Origin of the sequence: Enterobacter cloacae complex sp. SHL009, assembly GCF_049237205.1 — a bacterium.
GTDB classification, from domain to species: Bacteria; Pseudomonadota; Gammaproteobacteria; order Enterobacterales; family Enterobacteriaceae; genus Enterobacter; species Enterobacter cloacae_M.
Window position 1 is genome coordinate 1,290,120 of sequence record NZ_JBMKIW010000001.1, and the last position, 15,639, is coordinate 1,305,758.

General features: G+C 54.2%; 18 protein-coding genes. 6 read left to right on the forward strand and 12 right to left on the reverse strand.

Going from position 1 to position 15,639, the window contains the following annotated elements:
* Positions 1-87 precede the first annotated feature (87 nt).
* Genes kdsA through hemA form a run of 6 tightly spaced genes read right to left on the reverse strand, consistent with a single transcriptional unit; the run spans position 88 to position 5,391 of the window.
* Complete coding sequence (gene kdsA / locus ACOTZC_RS06300; RefSeq protein WP_023312123.1) at positions 88-942, reverse strand: 3-deoxy-8-phosphooctulonate synthase; 855 nt, start codon at positions 940-942, stop codon at positions 88-90.
* Between the two features lie 36 nt (positions 943-978).
* Positions 979-1,788 carry an invasion regulator SirB1 gene (gene sirB1, locus ACOTZC_RS06305; protein WP_023312124.1) on the reverse strand — a complete coding sequence of 270 codons (810 nt, stop codon included), beginning with the start codon at positions 1,786-1,788 and terminating at the stop codon, positions 979-981.
* Positions 1,789-1,791: 3 nt separating this feature from the next.
* On the reverse strand, positions 1,792-2,184 hold the full coding sequence (gene sirB2 / locus ACOTZC_RS06310) for an invasion regulator SirB2 (protein WP_126303985.1): 393 nt from the start codon (positions 2,182-2,184) through the stop codon (positions 1,792-1,794).
* Positions 2,181-3,011 (reverse strand): peptide chain release factor N(5)-glutamine methyltransferase, encoded by an 831-nt coding sequence (gene prmC / locus ACOTZC_RS06315; RefSeq protein ID WP_126303983.1) that lies wholly within the window; start codon positions 3,009-3,011, stop codon positions 2,181-2,183. Before prmC ends, sirB2 begins: the two co-directional genes overlap by 4 nt.
* The gene (gene prfA / locus ACOTZC_RS06320) at positions 3,011-4,093 is read right to left on the reverse strand and encodes a peptide chain release factor 1 (protein ID WP_021240360.1); all 1,083 of its coding nucleotides are present in this window, start codon (positions 4,091-4,093) and stop codon (positions 3,011-3,013) included. The genes prmC and prfA overlap by 1 nt, the downstream gene beginning before the upstream one ends.
* Positions 4,094-4,134: 41 nt before the next feature.
* Positions 4,135-5,391, reverse strand: coding sequence for a glutamyl-tRNA reductase (hemA, locus tag ACOTZC_RS06325; RefSeq protein ID WP_421635668.1), 1,257 nt, complete (start codon positions 5,389-5,391; stop codon positions 4,135-4,137).
* A gap of 201 nt (positions 5,392-5,592) precedes the next feature.
* Between hemA and lolB the strand changes: the two genes are divergently transcribed.
* The 4 genes from lolB (at position 5,593) to dauA (ending at position 9,947) form a co-directional block, all read left to right on the forward strand.
* Positions 5,593-6,204: a lipoprotein insertase outer membrane protein LolB gene (gene lolB / locus ACOTZC_RS06330; protein WP_023312128.1), complete on the forward strand. Its 612-nt coding sequence runs from the start codon at positions 5,593-5,595 to the stop codon at positions 6,202-6,204.
* Positions 6,201-7,070: a 4-(cytidine 5'-diphospho)-2-C-methyl-D-erythritol kinase gene (ispE, locus tag ACOTZC_RS06335; protein ID WP_047174019.1), complete on the forward strand. Its 870-nt coding sequence runs from the start codon at positions 6,201-6,203 to the stop codon at positions 7,068-7,070. The genes lolB and ispE overlap by 4 nt, the downstream gene beginning before the upstream one ends.
* A 125-nt stretch (positions 7,071-7,195) precedes the next feature.
* On the forward strand, positions 7,196-8,143 hold the full coding sequence (prs, locus tag ACOTZC_RS06340) for a ribose-phosphate diphosphokinase (protein WP_003856663.1): 948 nt from the start codon (positions 7,196-7,198) through the stop codon (positions 8,141-8,143).
* Between the two features lie 124 nt (positions 8,144-8,267).
* Positions 8,268-9,947: a C4-dicarboxylic acid transporter DauA gene (dauA, locus tag ACOTZC_RS06345; RefSeq protein WP_023312130.1), complete on the forward strand. Its 1,680-nt coding sequence runs from the start codon at positions 8,268-8,270 to the stop codon at positions 9,945-9,947.
* A gap of 3 nt (positions 9,948-9,950) precedes the next feature.
* Here the strand turns inward: dauA and ACOTZC_RS06350 are convergent, their stop codons facing one another.
* A complete protein-coding gene (locus tag ACOTZC_RS06350; RefSeq protein ID WP_047174017.1) occupies positions 9,951-10,991 on the reverse strand; it encodes a MerR family transcriptional regulator in 1,041 nt (346 codons plus the stop codon).
* A gap of 119 nt (positions 10,992-11,110) precedes the next feature.
* A complete protein-coding gene (gene ychH, locus ACOTZC_RS06355) occupies positions 11,111-11,386 on the reverse strand; it encodes a stress-induced protein YchH (RefSeq protein WP_111965910.1) in 276 nt (91 codons plus the stop codon).
* Between the two features lie 274 nt (positions 11,387-11,660).
* Between ychH and pth the strand changes: the two genes are divergently transcribed.
* Positions 11,661-12,245, forward strand: coding sequence for an aminoacyl-tRNA hydrolase (pth, locus tag ACOTZC_RS06360; protein WP_023336005.1), 585 nt, complete (start codon positions 11,661-11,663; stop codon positions 12,243-12,245).
* 126 nt (positions 12,246-12,371) lie between these two features.
* A complete protein-coding gene (gene ychF, locus ACOTZC_RS06365; RefSeq protein ID WP_010432886.1) occupies positions 12,372-13,466 on the forward strand; it encodes a redox-regulated ATPase YchF in 1,095 nt (364 codons plus the stop codon).
* Positions 13,467-13,524: 58 nt separating this feature from the next.
* On the opposite strand, the gene ACOTZC_RS06370 is transcribed toward ychF, so the two are convergent.
* The 4 genes from ACOTZC_RS06370 to ACOTZC_RS06385 form a co-directional block, all read right to left on the reverse strand.
* Positions 13,525-13,950, reverse strand: coding sequence for a hypothetical protein (locus ACOTZC_RS06370; protein ID WP_213751322.1), 426 nt, complete (start codon positions 13,948-13,950; stop codon positions 13,525-13,527).
* A 152-nt stretch (positions 13,951-14,102) separates the two neighbouring features.
* Complete coding sequence (locus tag ACOTZC_RS06375) at positions 14,103-14,666, reverse strand: hypothetical protein (RefSeq protein WP_126303975.1); 564 nt, start codon at positions 14,664-14,666, stop codon at positions 14,103-14,105.
* 146 nt (positions 14,667-14,812) lie between these two features.
* Positions 14,813-15,196 (reverse strand): Imm43 family immunity protein, encoded by a 384-nt coding sequence (locus ACOTZC_RS06380; protein WP_421635681.1) that lies wholly within the window; start codon positions 15,194-15,196, stop codon positions 14,813-14,815.
* Positions 15,132-15,473, reverse strand: a complete 342-nt coding sequence (locus ACOTZC_RS06385) for an Imm43 family immunity protein (RefSeq protein ID WP_288441634.1) — start codon at positions 15,471-15,473, stop codon at positions 15,132-15,134. Before ACOTZC_RS06385 ends, ACOTZC_RS06380 begins: the two co-directional genes overlap by 65 nt.
* Positions 15,474-15,639 lie beyond the last annotated feature (166 nt).

Sequence of the window (15,639 nt, forward strand, 5' to 3'; positions counted from 1 at the left end):
CGGTGCGGGCTGATGCCCTCACCCCAACCCTCTCCCCCAGGGAGAGGGAGAAAGCATAAAAAAAACCCGCCGAAGCGGGTTTTTTTATTATTTGCTGGTATCCAGCTCGTCGAAGCTCTTCACCAGATCGTCAATCGCTTTGATCTGCTTCAGGAACGGCTCCAGCTTGTCCAGCGGCAGCGCGGATGGGCCGTCGCATTTTGCGTTATCCGGATCCGGGTGCGCTTCAATGAACAGGCCGGCCAGACCGGTTGCCATGCCGGCGCGCGCCAGCTCGGTCACCTGGGCACGACGGCCACCGGACGCGGCGCCGAACGGGTCGCGGCACTGCAGGGCGTGGGTCACGTCGAAAATCACCGGAGACTGGCCGGAGACATTTTTCATCACGCTGAAGCCCAGCATGTCGACAACCAGGTTGTCGTAGCCGAAGTTTGCGCCACGGTCACACAGAATGACCTGATCGTTGCCGCCTTCGATAAATTTATCGACGATATTGCCCATCTGCCCAGGGCTGACGAACTGTGGTTTCTTCACGTTGATAACGGCACCGGTTTTCGCCATCGCCGCAACCAGGTCGGTCTGGCGAGCCAGGAATGCCGGGAGCTGAATCACATCCACCACGTCTGCCACCGGCTGCGCCTGAGAGGCTTCATGCACGTCGGTGATCACTTTTACGCCAAAGGTCTGCTTCAGCTCCTGGAAAATTTTCATTCCCTCTTCCAGGCCCGGGCCACGGTAAGAGTTGATGGAGGAGCGGTTGGCTTTGTCAAAAGAGGCCTTAAACACGTACGGGATACCCAGCTTCTGGGTCACGGTCACGTAGTGTTCGCAGATACGCATAGCAAGATCGCGGGATTCCAGCACGTTCATGCCGCCGAACAGTACGAACGGCAGGTCGTTTGCTACCTTGATATCACCAATGCTAACCACTTTTTGTTTCATAGGATCGCCTTATTCAGGTGTGAATCGGAATTAAGATTAATGCAGTGTAATTTGTTTGTGCGAGATCGCGTTGATCTGCGCACGAATCATTTCGCTAATAGGGTCTTCCGGACACTGCTCGACGAAATAATTCAAATCATTCAGCGCCACGTGTTCACAGTCGAGCTGCGCGTAGATCAGCCCGCGATCGCGAATTTCGTACGGATCTTCCGGGTTGAACTGCAGCAGCACTTCGCTGGCTCGCAACGCCAGCTCCATCTGACGCTCTTCCATTAACGCAGACTTCAGCGTATCCAGCAGCTTGCGGATCACTTCTGCGTTATCCGCCTCGTCGAGATCTTCGTTGAAGAGTTCAGCCACCGGGCTGATATTGCCTTTCAGCCACACGTCCAGCGTATGTTCATCCAGCGTGTCGCCGTTGAAGGGATTAATGAGCCACATTTCACCGTCCAGCCACTCAGCGCGCAGGATCATCTGCGTCGGGAAAATGACCGGGACTAGCGGAATATCCAGACGGTGCGCGACCCACAGCAAAATAGAACCCAGCGCCACGGCGCTGCCCTGACGATTTTTTAAGACCTGGTCCAGCCATAACGCGTCAGACAGGCGATACACGCCCCGCGTGTCGCAGAAACCCCATTCGCCGTAGAAAAGCTCCAGCAGCTTCTCTAATTGCCAGTCTTGCGGGCGGGCCTGATTAATCTCTTCACGCGCCAGGCTGACCAGATTCTCCAGCTCATCGTAGACAAACTGCGACGTAAAATCGTCGCGAATCATCTCAGAAATCAGGATCATGCCATCGCAAAGCGGCACTTTATTAAATTCGAAATCGGCTAAGGACCTCATGACTTACCCCAGTAACGGTATTCTTGTGGTGGCGAGTTTAATGATGATGTACAGCACCACCAGACCCAGCAGAAAGGCGATAAACCCGACCTGCTGGCTGCGCGGACGACGACGCCCAAGCGCGATAAAACCCAAAACGATGTAGATGATAACGCCAAACAGCTTTTCAGTCAGCCATGCACCTTTATCAGTAAATGGCAGATAGCCGGTCTTCCACATGAGCCCGACACCGGAAAGGAGCAATAGCGTGTCGATGCAGTGCGGCGCGATACGCACCCAGCGGGCATCCGTCAGCGGATTGTTGCTGTAGCGCCACCAGTAACGGACGATGAAAAAGCTGATGGTCAACGCAACGGAAATGAGGTGGACGGTAATGAGCACGGTAAAGAGGCTCATAGCCACTGCCCCAGCGTCAGGCGTTCGTTGCCGCCGTAGTCGCGGCAGGTTTCGACAGCGGCGTAGCCAGCTTGCGTAAACAGTGCCCGAACGTCCTCTCCCTGCGTCCAGCCATGTTCCACGAGCAGCCAGCCGCCGGAAAGCAAATGTTTTCGTGACGTTGTCACAATGTGATCGATATCGGCTAATCCCGCGTTGGCGGCCACGAGGGCCGTCAGCGGTTCGAAGCGCACGTCTCCCTGCGCAAGGTGCGGGTCATGTTCGTCGATGTAGGGAGGATTGCTGACAACCATAGCAAATGAGCGATTCTCCAGCGCCTCAAACCAGCTGCTTTGCAGCACCGTCACGTTGCGAAGCCCGTGACGTTCCACGTTACGCTGCGCCAGCGCCACCGCATCGGGCATTACATCCACCGCCGTCACCGCGCAGTCGCGCCGCTCGGTAGCGAGCGCCAGCGCGATAGCCCCTGTCCCGGTACCGAGATCGAGAATGCTGCAGGCCGCCGCCGGTAAACGCGCCAGCGCCTGCTCTACAAGACACTCGGTGTCCGGACGCGGGATCAGCGTCGCCGCCGAGACGTAAAGCGGTAACGACCAGAACTCACGCTCACCGACAAGGTGCGCCACCGGCTCGCCGGTTTTACGGCGGGCAAGCAGCGCGGCGAGCTGCGCTTCCTGTTCCGCGGTCAGTTCGGTTTCGCCAAAAGCCAGCAGATACGTGCGGGCTTTACCCGTCACATGCTCAAGCAAAATTTCGGCGTCGCGTTTCGGGCTTTCGCTTTCTGAAAGCTCACCGGCAGCCTCACGTAACCAGCGCTGAAAATCCATTATTCCTGCTCGGACAGCGCCGCCAGCTGGTCGGCCTGGTATTCCTGCACGATAGGCTCGATCAGCATATCCAGCTTCCCTTCCATCACCTCGTCCAGACGGTACAGCGTCAGGTTGATGCGGTGGTCGGTTACGCGCCCCTGAGGGAAGTTATAGGTGCGGTTACGGTCGCTGCGATCGCCGCTGCCCAGAAGGTTACGGCGCGTAGAGGCTTCCGCCTGCTGGCGTTTCGCCATTTCGGCTGCGTGGATACGCGCGCCCAGCACGGACAACGCTTTGGCTTTGTTTTTGTGCTGTGAACGCTCGTCCTGACATTCAACGACGATGCCGGTCGGCAGGTGGGTAATACGGATGGCGGAATCGGTGGTGTTAACGTGCTGACCGCCCGCGCCAGAGGAGCGGAACGTATCAATACGCAGGTCCGCCGGATTGATATCCGGCAGTTCAGCCTCCGGCAGCTCCGGCATCACCGCAACCGTACAGGCGGAGGTGTGAATGCGGCCCTGAGATTCGGTGGCCGGTACGCGCTGCACGCGGTGACCGCCGGATTCAAACTTGAGACGACCGTACACGCCGTCGCCGCTGATCTTGGCGATAACCTCTTTGTAGCCACCATGTTCGCCTTCGTTGGCGCTCATGATCTCCACGCGCCAGCGACGCGATTCGGCGTAGCGGCTGTACATGCGGAACAGATCCCCGGCAAACAGAGCCGCTTCGTCACCGCCGGTACCGGCGCGCACTTCCACAAACGCGTTACGCTCATCGTCCGGATCTTTCGGCAGCAGAAGCACCTGAAGCTGCTGCTCCATCTCTTCAGAACGCGCTTTCGCATCCTGCAACTCTTCCTGCGCCATCTCGCGCATTTCAGGATCGTCGAGCATCATCTGCGCGGTTTCGATATCTTCCTGAACCTGTCGCCAGTCGGTAAAGCATTTAGAAACATCACTTAACTGCGCGTATTCACGCGAGAGCGCGCGAAAACGTTCCTGGTCCGCAATGGTCCCGGCATCCCCGAGCAGCGCCTGTACTTCTTCATGGCGCTCGTGCAGAGCTTCCAGTTTAGCGACGATAGAAGGCTTCATAGGCGTAAGTGCACCTTGTCTTAGAAAATGGGTATAGGGCGCTATTCCAGCCCGAGGCTGTTGCGCAGAATAGTCAGGCGTTCATCATCCCCGTCACGGGCAGCCTGCTGAAGAGATTTGGTTGGTGCATGGATCAGGCGGTTGGTCAGTTTCCACGCCAGATCCTGCATAATCGCATTTGCGTCGCCGCCCTGTTCAAGGGCCGCTAACGCTTTGGCAGTCAGGTCATCACGCACCTGCTCCGCCTGCCCGCGGTACGCGCGGATGGTGTCGCTGGCGCTTTGCGCGCGCAGCCAGGCCATAAACTCACTGGTTTCCTGCTCGACGATGGTTTCCGCCTGAACCGCCGCCGCTTTACGCTGGGCAAGGTTGTGCGAAATGATGCTTTGCAGGTCATCCACGCTGTAGAGATAGGCGTTAGGCAGCTTGCCCACTTCCGGCTCAACATCGCGCGGGACGGCGATATCCACCAGCAGCATCGGCTGATTACGGCGGGACTTCAGCGCACGCTCCACCATCCCTTTTCCGATAATCGGCAGCGGGCTGGCGGTTGAGCTGATGATAATGTCCGCCTCTTTCAGGCGTTCATCGATGTCGCTCAGGGCAACCACCTCTGCACCCACTTCATCCGCCAGCACCTGCGCGCGTTCGCGGGTGCGGTTTGCGATAATCATCTTTTTCACTTTATGCTCGCGCAGATGGCGCGCCACAAGTTCGATGGTTTCGCCCGCGCCCACCAGCATCACGGTGACGGTAGACAGGGATTCAAAGATTTGGCGTGCAAGGGTGCAGGCCGCGAAAGCAACAGAAACCGCACTGGCACCAATGTCGGTTTCGGTTCGCACACGCTTCGCCACGGAGAACGACTTCTGGAACATGCGCTCCAGCTCGCTGGCCTTCAGATGCCCTTTTTGCGAATCCGCAAACGCTTTTTTCACCTGCCCCAGAATTTGCGGCTCGCCCAGCACCAGTGAATCCAGCCCGCTGGCGACGCGCATCAGATGGCTGACGGCATCGTTGTCCTGATGCCAGTACAGGCTGTTGCGCAGCTCGTCTTCATTGAGATTGTGGTAGTCGCATAGCCAGCGGATCAGCGCTTCGTGCAGGTTGTCCTGCTCTTCCACGCTTAAATACAGCTCGGTACGGTTGCACGTCGAGAGCACCACGCCACCCTGCACCATAGGCTGTGCAAGCAGGCTGTCCAGCGCCAGGTCAAGCGTATCCGGCGAAAACGTCACGCGTTCTCGCAGCGAAACCGGAGCCGTTTTGTGGTTGATGCCGAGTGCTAATAGGGTCATGTTGAGCGGGAGTAGTACCAGCGTTAATAAGGTTAGCAGAACGCATCATACAGGATGCGCGAGATCAATAAAAGGGACTGCCCCCTTTCGGAGTAATAGGTTACACCACCCTTTGAGATAATTTGAACGTAGACGGTAGCCCCCTTCGACGCTAGCATTAACAGTTATAACTGCAACGTATCTCAAGGATTTGTCCTCATTATGACCCGACTGATTCGCCTGCTGCCGCTGGCAGCACTGGTTCTGACCGCGTGTACCGTCACCCAACCAAAAGGCCCGGGCAAAAGCCCTGATTCACCGCAGTGGCGTCAGCACCAGCAGGACGTCCGTAATTTGAACCAGTACCAGACCCGCGGCGCTTTCGCTTATCTCTCTGACGAACAAAAGGTTTATGCCCGCTTCTTCTGGCAGCAGACGGGGCAGGACAACTACCGCCTGCTGCTGCTGAACCCGCTGGGCAGCACCGAGCTGGAGCTTATCGCCAAGCCGGGCGAAGCGCAGATCACCGATAACAAAGGCCAGCACTATACCGCGACCGATGCCGAAGAGATGATTGGCAAGCTGACAGGGATGCCAATCCCGCTCAACAGCCTGCGCCAGTGGATCCTTGGCCTGCCGGGTGAGGCAACTGACTACACCCTTGACGACCAGTACCGTCTGAGCCAGGTGAACTACACCCAGAACGGCAAAACCTGGAAAGTGGTGTACAGCGCCTATGACAGCAAGAGTAAACCGTCGCTGCCATCAAACATGGAACTGACCCAGGGCAGCCAGCGTATCAAGCTGAAAATGGACAACTGGATCGTTAAATGATGACCCACTGGCCCTCTCCGGCAAAGCTGAACCTGTTTTTATACATTACCGGCCAGCGTGCTGACGGGTACCACACCCTGCAGACGCTGTTTCAGTTTATTGACTATGGCGACACGATCTCCATTGAACTGCGCCAGGACGGGCAGATTTGCCTGCTAACGCCGGTCGAAGGCGTGGCGCATGAGGACAACCTGATCGTGCGCGCCGCGCGTCTGCTGATGAAAGCTGCGGCGGAATCAGGACGTCTGCCCGCGGGAAGCGGTGCGGATATCCGTATCGAGAAGCGCCTGCCGATGGGCGGCGGTCTGGGCGGTGGATCATCCAACGCCGCCACCGTGCTGGTTGCGCTGAATCACCTCTGGGGCTGCGGGCTGTCGAAGGACGAACTGGCAGCCCTGGGCCTGACGCTGGGGGCGGATGTCCCGGTGTTTGTGCGCGGTCATGCGGCCTTTGCTGAAGGCGTGGGTGAGATTCTCTCCCCGGCTGAACCGCCGGAGAAGTGGTATCTGGTTGCCCACCCTGGCGTGAGTATTCCGACCCCGGTCATCTTTAAAGATCCTGACCTGAAAAGGAATACTCCGGTTCGGTCAATAGAAACGTTATTAAATTGTGAATTCAGCAACGATTGCGAGGATATCGCAAGAAAACGTTTTCGCGAGGTTGATGCGGTGCTTTCCTGGCTGTTAGAATACGCGCCGTCGCGCCTGACTGGTACAGGGGCCTGTGTCTTTGCTGAATTTGACACCGAATCCGCCGCTCGTCAGGTGCTTGAGCAAGCGCCGGTTTGGCTGCATGGTTTTGTAGCACGCGGGATGAACACCTCCCCCCTACAGCAAGCCATTCTGGCGCAGACTGAGTTTCGGTGACAACGTCACCCTGTTCCAGACGTTGCATCGCGCTCTTTAATACACCGCCTGGATAGCCTTCGCCTGGCCCGCACAGTTTGCGGCGAACGCTATCCACCACTGGACGCATGCCTGAGGTTCTTCTCGTGCCTGATATGAAGCTTTTTGCTGGTAACGCCACCCCGGAACTAGCACAACGTATTGCCAACCGCCTGTACACTTCCCTCGGCGACGCCGCCGTAGGTCGCTTTAGCGACGGCGAAGTCAGCGTACAAATTAACGAAAATGTACGCGGTGGTGATATTTTCATCATCCAGTCCACCTGTGCTCCAACGAACGACAACCTGATGGAACTGGTTGTTATGGTCGACGCCCTGCGTCGCGCTTCCGCAGGCCGTATCACTGCTGTAATCCCTTACTTCGGCTATGCCCGTCAGGACCGTCGCGTCCGTTCCGCGCGTGTGCCAATTACCGCTAAAGTTGTCGCTGATTTCCTGTCCAGCGTCGGCGTTGACCGCGTACTGACCGTTGACCTGCACGCAGAGCAGATCCAGGGCTTCTTCGACGTTCCGGTTGATAACGTATTCGGCAGCCCAATCCTGCTGGAAGACATGCTGCAGCTGAACCTGGATAACCCAATCGTGGTTTCTCCGGACATCGGCGGCGTGGTACGTGCCCGTGCTATCGCTAAGCTGCTGAACGATACCGACATGGCTATCATCGACAAACGCCGTCCGCGCGCAAACGTTTCTCAGGTGATGCACATCATCGGTGACGTTGCTGGCCGTGACTGCGTGCTGGTTGACGACATGATCGATACCGGCGGTACGCTGTGTAAAGCAGCTGAAGCACTGAAAGAGCGTGGTGCCAAGCGCGTGTTCGCTTACGCGACTCACCCGATCTTCTCCGGTAATGCGGTAAACAACCTGCGCAACTCCGTCATTGACGAAGTGGTGGTATGCGATACCATCCCACTGAGCGACGAGATCAAAGCACTGCCAAACGTGCGTACGTTGACCCTGTCCGGGATGCTGGCCGAAGCGATTCGTCGTATCAGCAACGAAGAATCCATCTCAGCAATGTTCGAACACTAATCGAACACGGCCGAAAAACCCGCTGCGGCGGGTTTTTTTGTCTCCGGGTTTTATTTGTATGATTAATGCCTCCTTCACCTGCCATTCATATGACAGATGATGCGCATACGGATGATAGATAATTGTGAAAAACGTAGCCTCCTCACATGTTCTGCCCTTTCGCGCCCTCATCGACGCCTGCTGGAAAGAGAAGTACACCTCGTCACGCTTTGTCCGTGACCTGATTGCCGGGATCACCGTCGGCATCATCGCCATCCCGCTGGCGATGGCGCTGGCGATTGGCAGCGGCGTTGCGCCGCAGTACGGTCTGTACACCTCGGCCGTTGCCGGGATCGTCATTGCCCTGACGGGCGGTTCGCGCTTCAGCGTCTCCGGCCCGACCGCCGCCTTCGTGGTGATCCTCTACCCGGTTTCGCAGCAGTTTGGTCTGGCAGGCCTGCTGGTAGCCACCCTGATGTCCGGCGTCTTTTTGATTTTGTTTGGTCTGGCCCGCTTTGGTCGCCTGATTGAATATATTCCCCTTTCCGTGACGCTGGGGTTCACCTCGGGGATTGGTATTACCATCGGAACCATGCAGATCAAAGATTTCCTCGGCCTGCAGATGCCCCACGTACCGGAGCACTATCTGCAAAAAGTGGGGGCGCTGTTTATGGCGCTGCCGACGGCCAATCTGGGCGACGCCGCCATCGGGATTGTGACGCTGGGCACGCTGATCGTCTGGCCTCGCCTCGGTATTCGTCTGCCGGGCCATCTGCCCGCGCTGCTGCTGGGCTGCGCGGTGATGGCGATCGTCAATATGCTCGGTGGTCACGTCGCGACTATCGGCTCGCAGTTCCACTATGTTCTGGCGGACGGTTCACAGGGTAGCGGTATTCCGCAACTGCTACCGCAGCTGGTGCTGCCGTGGGACATGCCCGGCTCAAGCTTCACCCTAAGCTGGGATTCCCTGCGAGCCCTGCTTCCCGCCGCGTTCTCTATGGCAATGCTGGGGGCGATTGAATCCCTGCTCTGCGCCGTCGTTCTGGACGGCATGACCGGCACCAAACACAAAGCCAACAGCGAGCTGGTTGGTCAGGGATTAGGCAACCTCGTCGCGCCGTTCTTCGGCGGTATTACCGCAACGGCAGCCATCGCCCGTTCTGCGGCCAACGTGCGCGCGGGTGCAACCTCACCGGTTTCGGCGGTTATCCACTCCGTGCTGGTGATCCTCGCCCTGCTGATCCTCGCCCCGCTGCTCTCCTGGCTACCGCTTTCCGCCATGGCCGCCCTGCTGCTGATGGTGGCATGGAACATGAGCGAGGCGCACAAGGTGGTGAACCTGCTTCGTCGCGCGCCGAAAGACGACATCATCGTGATGCTGATCTGTATGTCGCTGACCGTGCTGTTCGATATGGTTATCGCCATCAGCGTCGGGATCGTGCTGGCTTCCCTGCTGTTTATGCGCCGTATTGCGCAGATGACGCGCCTTTCCCCGGTTAACGTCGAGGTGCCTGACGATGTGCTGGTGCTGCGCGTGATTGGCCCGCTGTTCTTCGCCGCGGCGGAAGGTCTGTTCAGCGATCTGGAGTCCCGCATCGCGGGCAAACGGGTTGTGGTGCTGAAATGGGATGCCGTACCGGTGCTGGATGCAGGCGGCCTGGATGCCTTCCAGCGCTTTGTGGCACGTCTGCCGGAAGGCTGTGAGCTGCGGGTGAGTAACCTGGAGTTTCAGCCGCTGCGCACCATGGCGCGCGCGGGCGTGCAGCCTATCCCTGGCCGACTCTCCTTCTACCCTAACCGTGAAGCCGCGTTAGCGGATCTGTGAGTCTCATGATGCAGAGAAACGTCTCTGCATCATCACCCCGATCGCCTGCTGGAGCCATGCAAGCACGGCAGGCGTCATCCAGGTTCCTTTCATCAGGTGCGGCTCCTGCTGCATGGCTGCGCGAAACTTTTGCTGAGTTTCCGGGCTGGTGCCCGCGTAAGACTGGAACAATGCCAGCCAGTTTTCAGCCAGCTTTTGCGCCTCCTCCGAGGCCGGATCGATATTTTCCCGCTGCGCCTGATGCAGTTTCGCCACCAGCGGCGGCCACTCCATCATGCGGTCAAAGTAGTGTGCCCGGGTAAAGGCCATCTCTTCGGCAGTGAGATACTTCTCCCATATGCAGAGCTTAGACTCAGCAAACGCGCGCGTGATGTAATCCGTCATCTCCGGCGTGATGCCGGTCTGCGCCTGCATCTGCGGTTCAACGCTGTGCATCTCGTTCAGCCGGGTGAGAAACTCCGGCTTGCCCGCCGTGTCCTGCTCCAGGCGTTCCATCCAGCGCGTCGCCAGATCCATCGCCCGCGCGTCAGTCGCGGGTATATGTTGCTCCAGAAGCGTCTTAGCCTCTGCAACCAGCCCTGACCAGATAGCCGCCAGCGCATCCTTCTGCACCGCAAACGGCAGCTGCTGTAACTCTTCTTTGCTAAACCAGCGATCGTACATATTCATTAACTCCAGAGTCTGTAGCCAGGATTCCAGATCCGGCGTCGCATCGTCGAGAAGCCCGGTCCGCAGATCCACCAGCCGGTCGCGCAGCGTATGTATGCTGCGCAGCTGTTTATCCAGCAGCGTGATTTGCGCATCGAGTAGCTCGGTTAACGACAGCGACTCCTGTTCCAGGAAATCCCTGATTTCAGCAAGTTCCAGCCCCGCTTTTGCCAGCGCCTGGATCATGTGCAGACGCTGGACATCCGCCAGGTTGTATAGCCGGTAACCTGCCGCGCTTCTGGCAGAAGGCAGCAACAACCCTGTTTGCTCATAGTGGTGCAATGTCCGCACGGTGATCCCGGCGCGTTTCGCCAGCTCACCCACCTGAATCAACATAACTGCTCCTTTTTCTTTGCCAGTGGCGCCACTCTGGAGCCTTACGTTACGTGAGGGTCAACCCTTGATGCAAAAAAAACGACTCCCGCGGGAGCCGTTTCGGCGTTCTTTATCAGGCACTAGCTGTGCTTATGCTGATCGCGACGACAGCGTTTGTCGTAGTGGCGCACCCACCAGTATTTATCGCACACTTCCTCATGTCCGCTCATGCGTGCCCCGGCGAGCCACAATACCGCACCGAGGAAGATGCTCAGTATCGCGCCATGGGCGAAGTATTGCGGGAGATCAAGCTGCGGCAACTGGTTCAAAATGGAATAACCCACGCCGCCTACCATCACGAACAGCCCCAACCCCATCAGCACGTTACCGAGTAACGAAGCGTTTTTGCGTTTCATGTGTCACCTCCGGAACTTTGGGTTGTCAGGGGAAAAGCCCCTAATCCTTGTGTGTAAAGTATAGACAACGCCCCTTTTATGAGTTGCGTGAATGATCACAATTACAGATAACTCCCAAACAAAAGTTTACAAATAAGACTTTGAACAGCTTGAAATTCTAATTGTTCAAACAAGTAATTATTCGTATTTCGCTGCGACGAACGCAGAATTTTGTCAAGCGGCGCGCCAGACAGTAAACTACGCGCCAGATCTGGAACCCATTAGGAATTGAATCGTGACGATTAAACTGATTGTCGGCCTCGCCAACCCGGGCGCAGAATATGCGGCTACCCGCCATAATGCCGGTGCATGGTACGTCGATCTGCTGGCCGAGCGGTTACGTGCTCCCCTGCGTGAAGAACCTAAATTCTTCGGGTATACCTCACGTATCAACCTTGCTGGCGCGGATGTTCGCTTACTGGTGCCCACCACCTTTATGAACCTGAGCGGTAAAGCGGTGGCAGCAATGGCAACGTTTTATCGCATCAATCCGGATGAAATTCTGGTCGCACACGATGAGCTGGATCTCCCGCCCGGCGTGGCAAAATTCAAGCTGGGCGGCGGGCACGGCGGTCACAACGGCCTTAAAGACATCATCAGCAAGCTGGGCAATAACCCGAATTTCCACCGTTTGCGCGTTGGAATCGGCCATCCGGGCGATAAAAACAAAGTTGTCGGTTTCGTACTCGGTAAGCCCCCGGTTTCTGAGCAGAAACTGATTGACGAGGCGGTAGACGAAGCGGCGCGCTGCACCGAAATCTGGCTGAAAGATGGGTTAACCAAAGCGACAAACCGCCTGCACGCTTTCAAAGCGCAATAATCCGCCCGATCCGGCTTTTTTACCGCGCGTCATGCGGGTTACGTGTATAATAGGCGTAGTTATTTACTTTTCATCAGTCGGTTATCGTTAACGGATTGATTATCAAGATATTAAGGTGATTTAGAAATGGGATTCAAATGCGGTATCGTCGGTCTGCCAAACGTGGGCAAATCCACCCTGTTTAACGCGCTTACCAAAGCGGGTATCGAAGCGGCGAACTTCCCGTTCTGTACCATCGAACCTAACACCGGCGTTGTGCCAATGCCGGACCCGCGTCTGGACCAGCTCGCGGAAATCGTGAAGCCGCAGCGCATTCTGCCAACCACCATGGAATTCGTGGACATCGCGGGCCTGGTAAAAGGCGCATCCAAAGGTGAAGGCCTGGGCAACCAGTTCCTGACCAATATTCGTGAAACCGAAGCGATCGGCCACGTTGTGCGCTGCTTCGAGAACGACAATATCATCCACGTTAACAACAAAGTGGATCCGGCTGACGACATCGACGTTATCAACACCGAGCTGGCGCTCTCTGACCTCGACACCTGCGAACGCGCGATTCACCGCGTGCAGAAGAAAGCCAAAGGCGGCGACAAGGACGCGAAAGCGGAACTGGCTGCGCTGGAAAAATGTCTGCCGCAGCTGGAAAACGCGGGCATGCTGCGCGCGCTGAAAAACCTGACTGAAGAAGACAAGGCGGCGATCAAATACCTGAGCTTCCTGACCCTGAAGCCAACCATGTACATCGCCAACGTTAACGAAGACGGTTTCGAGAACAACCCTTACCTCGACAAAGTGCGCGAAATCGCCGCGGCGGAAGGTTCTGTGGTTGTGGCGGTTTGCGCTGCCGTTGAATCCGACATCGCCGAGCTGGACGATGCCGACCGTGAAGAGTTCATGGCCGAGCTGGGTCTGGAAGAGCCGGGCCTGAACCGCGTGATCCGCGCGGGCTATGAGTTGCTCAATCTGCAGACCTACTTCACCGCTGGCGTGAAAGAAGTGCGTGCGTGGACGATTCCTGTAGGTGCGACTGCGCCTCAGGCGGCCGGTAAGATCCACACCGACTTCGAGAAAGGCTTTATTCGTGCGCAGACTATCGCGTTTGAAGACTTTATCACTTACAAGGGTGAGCAAGGCGCGAAAGAAGCAGGCAAGATGCGTGCGGAAGGGAAAGATTACATCGTTAAAGATGGCGATGTGATGAACTTCCTGTTTAACGTTTGATTTGTTTTGAATGAAAAAAATCCACGCTTAGGCGTGGATTTTTTTTAAGCTAACGAACTTACGCCCTCTTGCGCAGATAGAACTCAAGGTATTTTTTAGGTCTATCCTGAAACGCACGCTCTTTGCCGTAGTTATAAGCATCGTTGAAATATTCATACGCTTCATCGAATTGATTCAGCTCGTAACAGACCATGCCGAGGTCGATTGATGGTGCTGTGTCTATATCCGATCCACGTGTGCGCAACGTCGTCTCTCCCCATTTCTTCGCCTCATCGTAATCGGCGAGATCAAAATATGCCCTGTACATGCACGCAGAGATCCAGTTGGCGAGTTCCCATTCAAGCTTTGGTTCAGGGAGAGCTTGCCATGCTTTTTGGTATTGCTCTAAAGCTTCGGAGTATTTTTGGTTGTCGTGTAACTCGTTTCCTTTTTCTACAAGAGATGTAATACTTTTTTCATCGAATTTATAGCATACGTTTTTCATATATTTATTCATTATCATTCGAAAAGAGACCTCCTTGCCTATATAAAAGGGATATAAGCGATAAATGCCTTCAGAAGCATATAAAAGGGATATAAGCGATAAGTGCCTTCAGAAGCATGGAGGTATCTAAAAGAGTAAGTTTTTATTGTTAACTAACCAAAGAAGAAATATTTAAAAGCTTCTGCCTCAACATCCTTAAGCTTGCTTTTTAGCATTAAATCGATATCTTCCAGAAAGTCCTCTCTAAAATTAAAATCATCAGCTGTAACATCACCATCATATTTACTTTGTTCTATCTCAATGGCAGAACAAAAAGAATCTAAAAAGTCAGCTAAGGAACTGGAAATGATGAAATTTCTTTTTTGGATACTACCATAAACTGGAGAGGTTATATTTTTGGTATCACAAAAAAGAACATCTCCATTTCTTTCAGCAAAGATTACATAATCATCGTGCCAAGCCGTATCATTTTGAACTCTCCAGCCTGATAACATTTCTTTTAGCTCTTGGGACTCAACAATCTGTATAAAGAAGGCACCATCAAATGTTGGGTGGTCATTTAAAATCAAATGGCTATAAAAAAATCGAATTTCACCATTTAAATTTACAGGAAAAGAAATTTCATTCTCATCGTCTGTATGGACTATCTCTCCCATATTTAAATCATTCATTTTGAATTTGTTAACAAAGTCTTGGATAGTATTTTTTATATGCATTATTCCTCTTTAAGAGTTAACATTATTGGCTACTCTTAAAATTACTAAGACCCATAGTTGAAAAATGTACCCATAATCCAAAGAACTTCTTCGCGCCATTAAAAAAGAAAAACAAAGAATCAATAATGGCACGACATCCTTTAATATTAAGGTAGTTTATTGCCCTTTCTTTTACGATTTGAGTCTATTTCGTAGAAATAATCTTCACAGAAAACGTCTAAAGCATTTTCCAGTGGAACAAGTTTCAACCCCCGGAAGCCTTTACTTTCTATAACTTCCTTGACCTCTTGTTTAACAATGATAAAACCACCTAACAATGTGTCGTTCAACGAAAGTATATCATATTCAAGCGCATCATCATTGAATTCAATTTTAAAAGGTATGATATCTCCGAACTTATCCTCTTCGAGAATAGATTTATCCTCATCTGTAACATCGCCGCCTGGAAAATATACATATTTAAAATCATCCCGAAGAACTTGACCATTCCCAATCGAAACTGGTGTTAAATCTCGGCCAAAAAAAAACATTGTGCTTATAATTTTCAAAAATTGAAAATAAAGACTTATCCATCAAGTGTCCAAAGTCTTTTTTATAATAGTCAAATTTCAAAGCCCCAACATTTTTATTGCACAACAAATAAATACGGTCTGGGCATGCATCGTCTGTTATTCGATAAGGGAAGGAAAATGCAGAGCCTTCTATTTCCCAGTTTTCATTGATCTGTAATCTTTCATCAACCATGCCCTGTAAATTTCTTGGCATGAGTGATGATTCAAAGTCATTCATGATCACATAATAGGACATTAATTCATTCTCCTGCATTTTGTTGTGGGAACATGACCCATCCAAATTTTATTCTTCATATCAATCTGGATCCGCCTTATAGCTATCCTCGCCCCTTTAGCATCCAATCTTCCAGAATTATATCGTTGCTCAACACGAGCAATGCGCTGACGGACAATGTCACTAT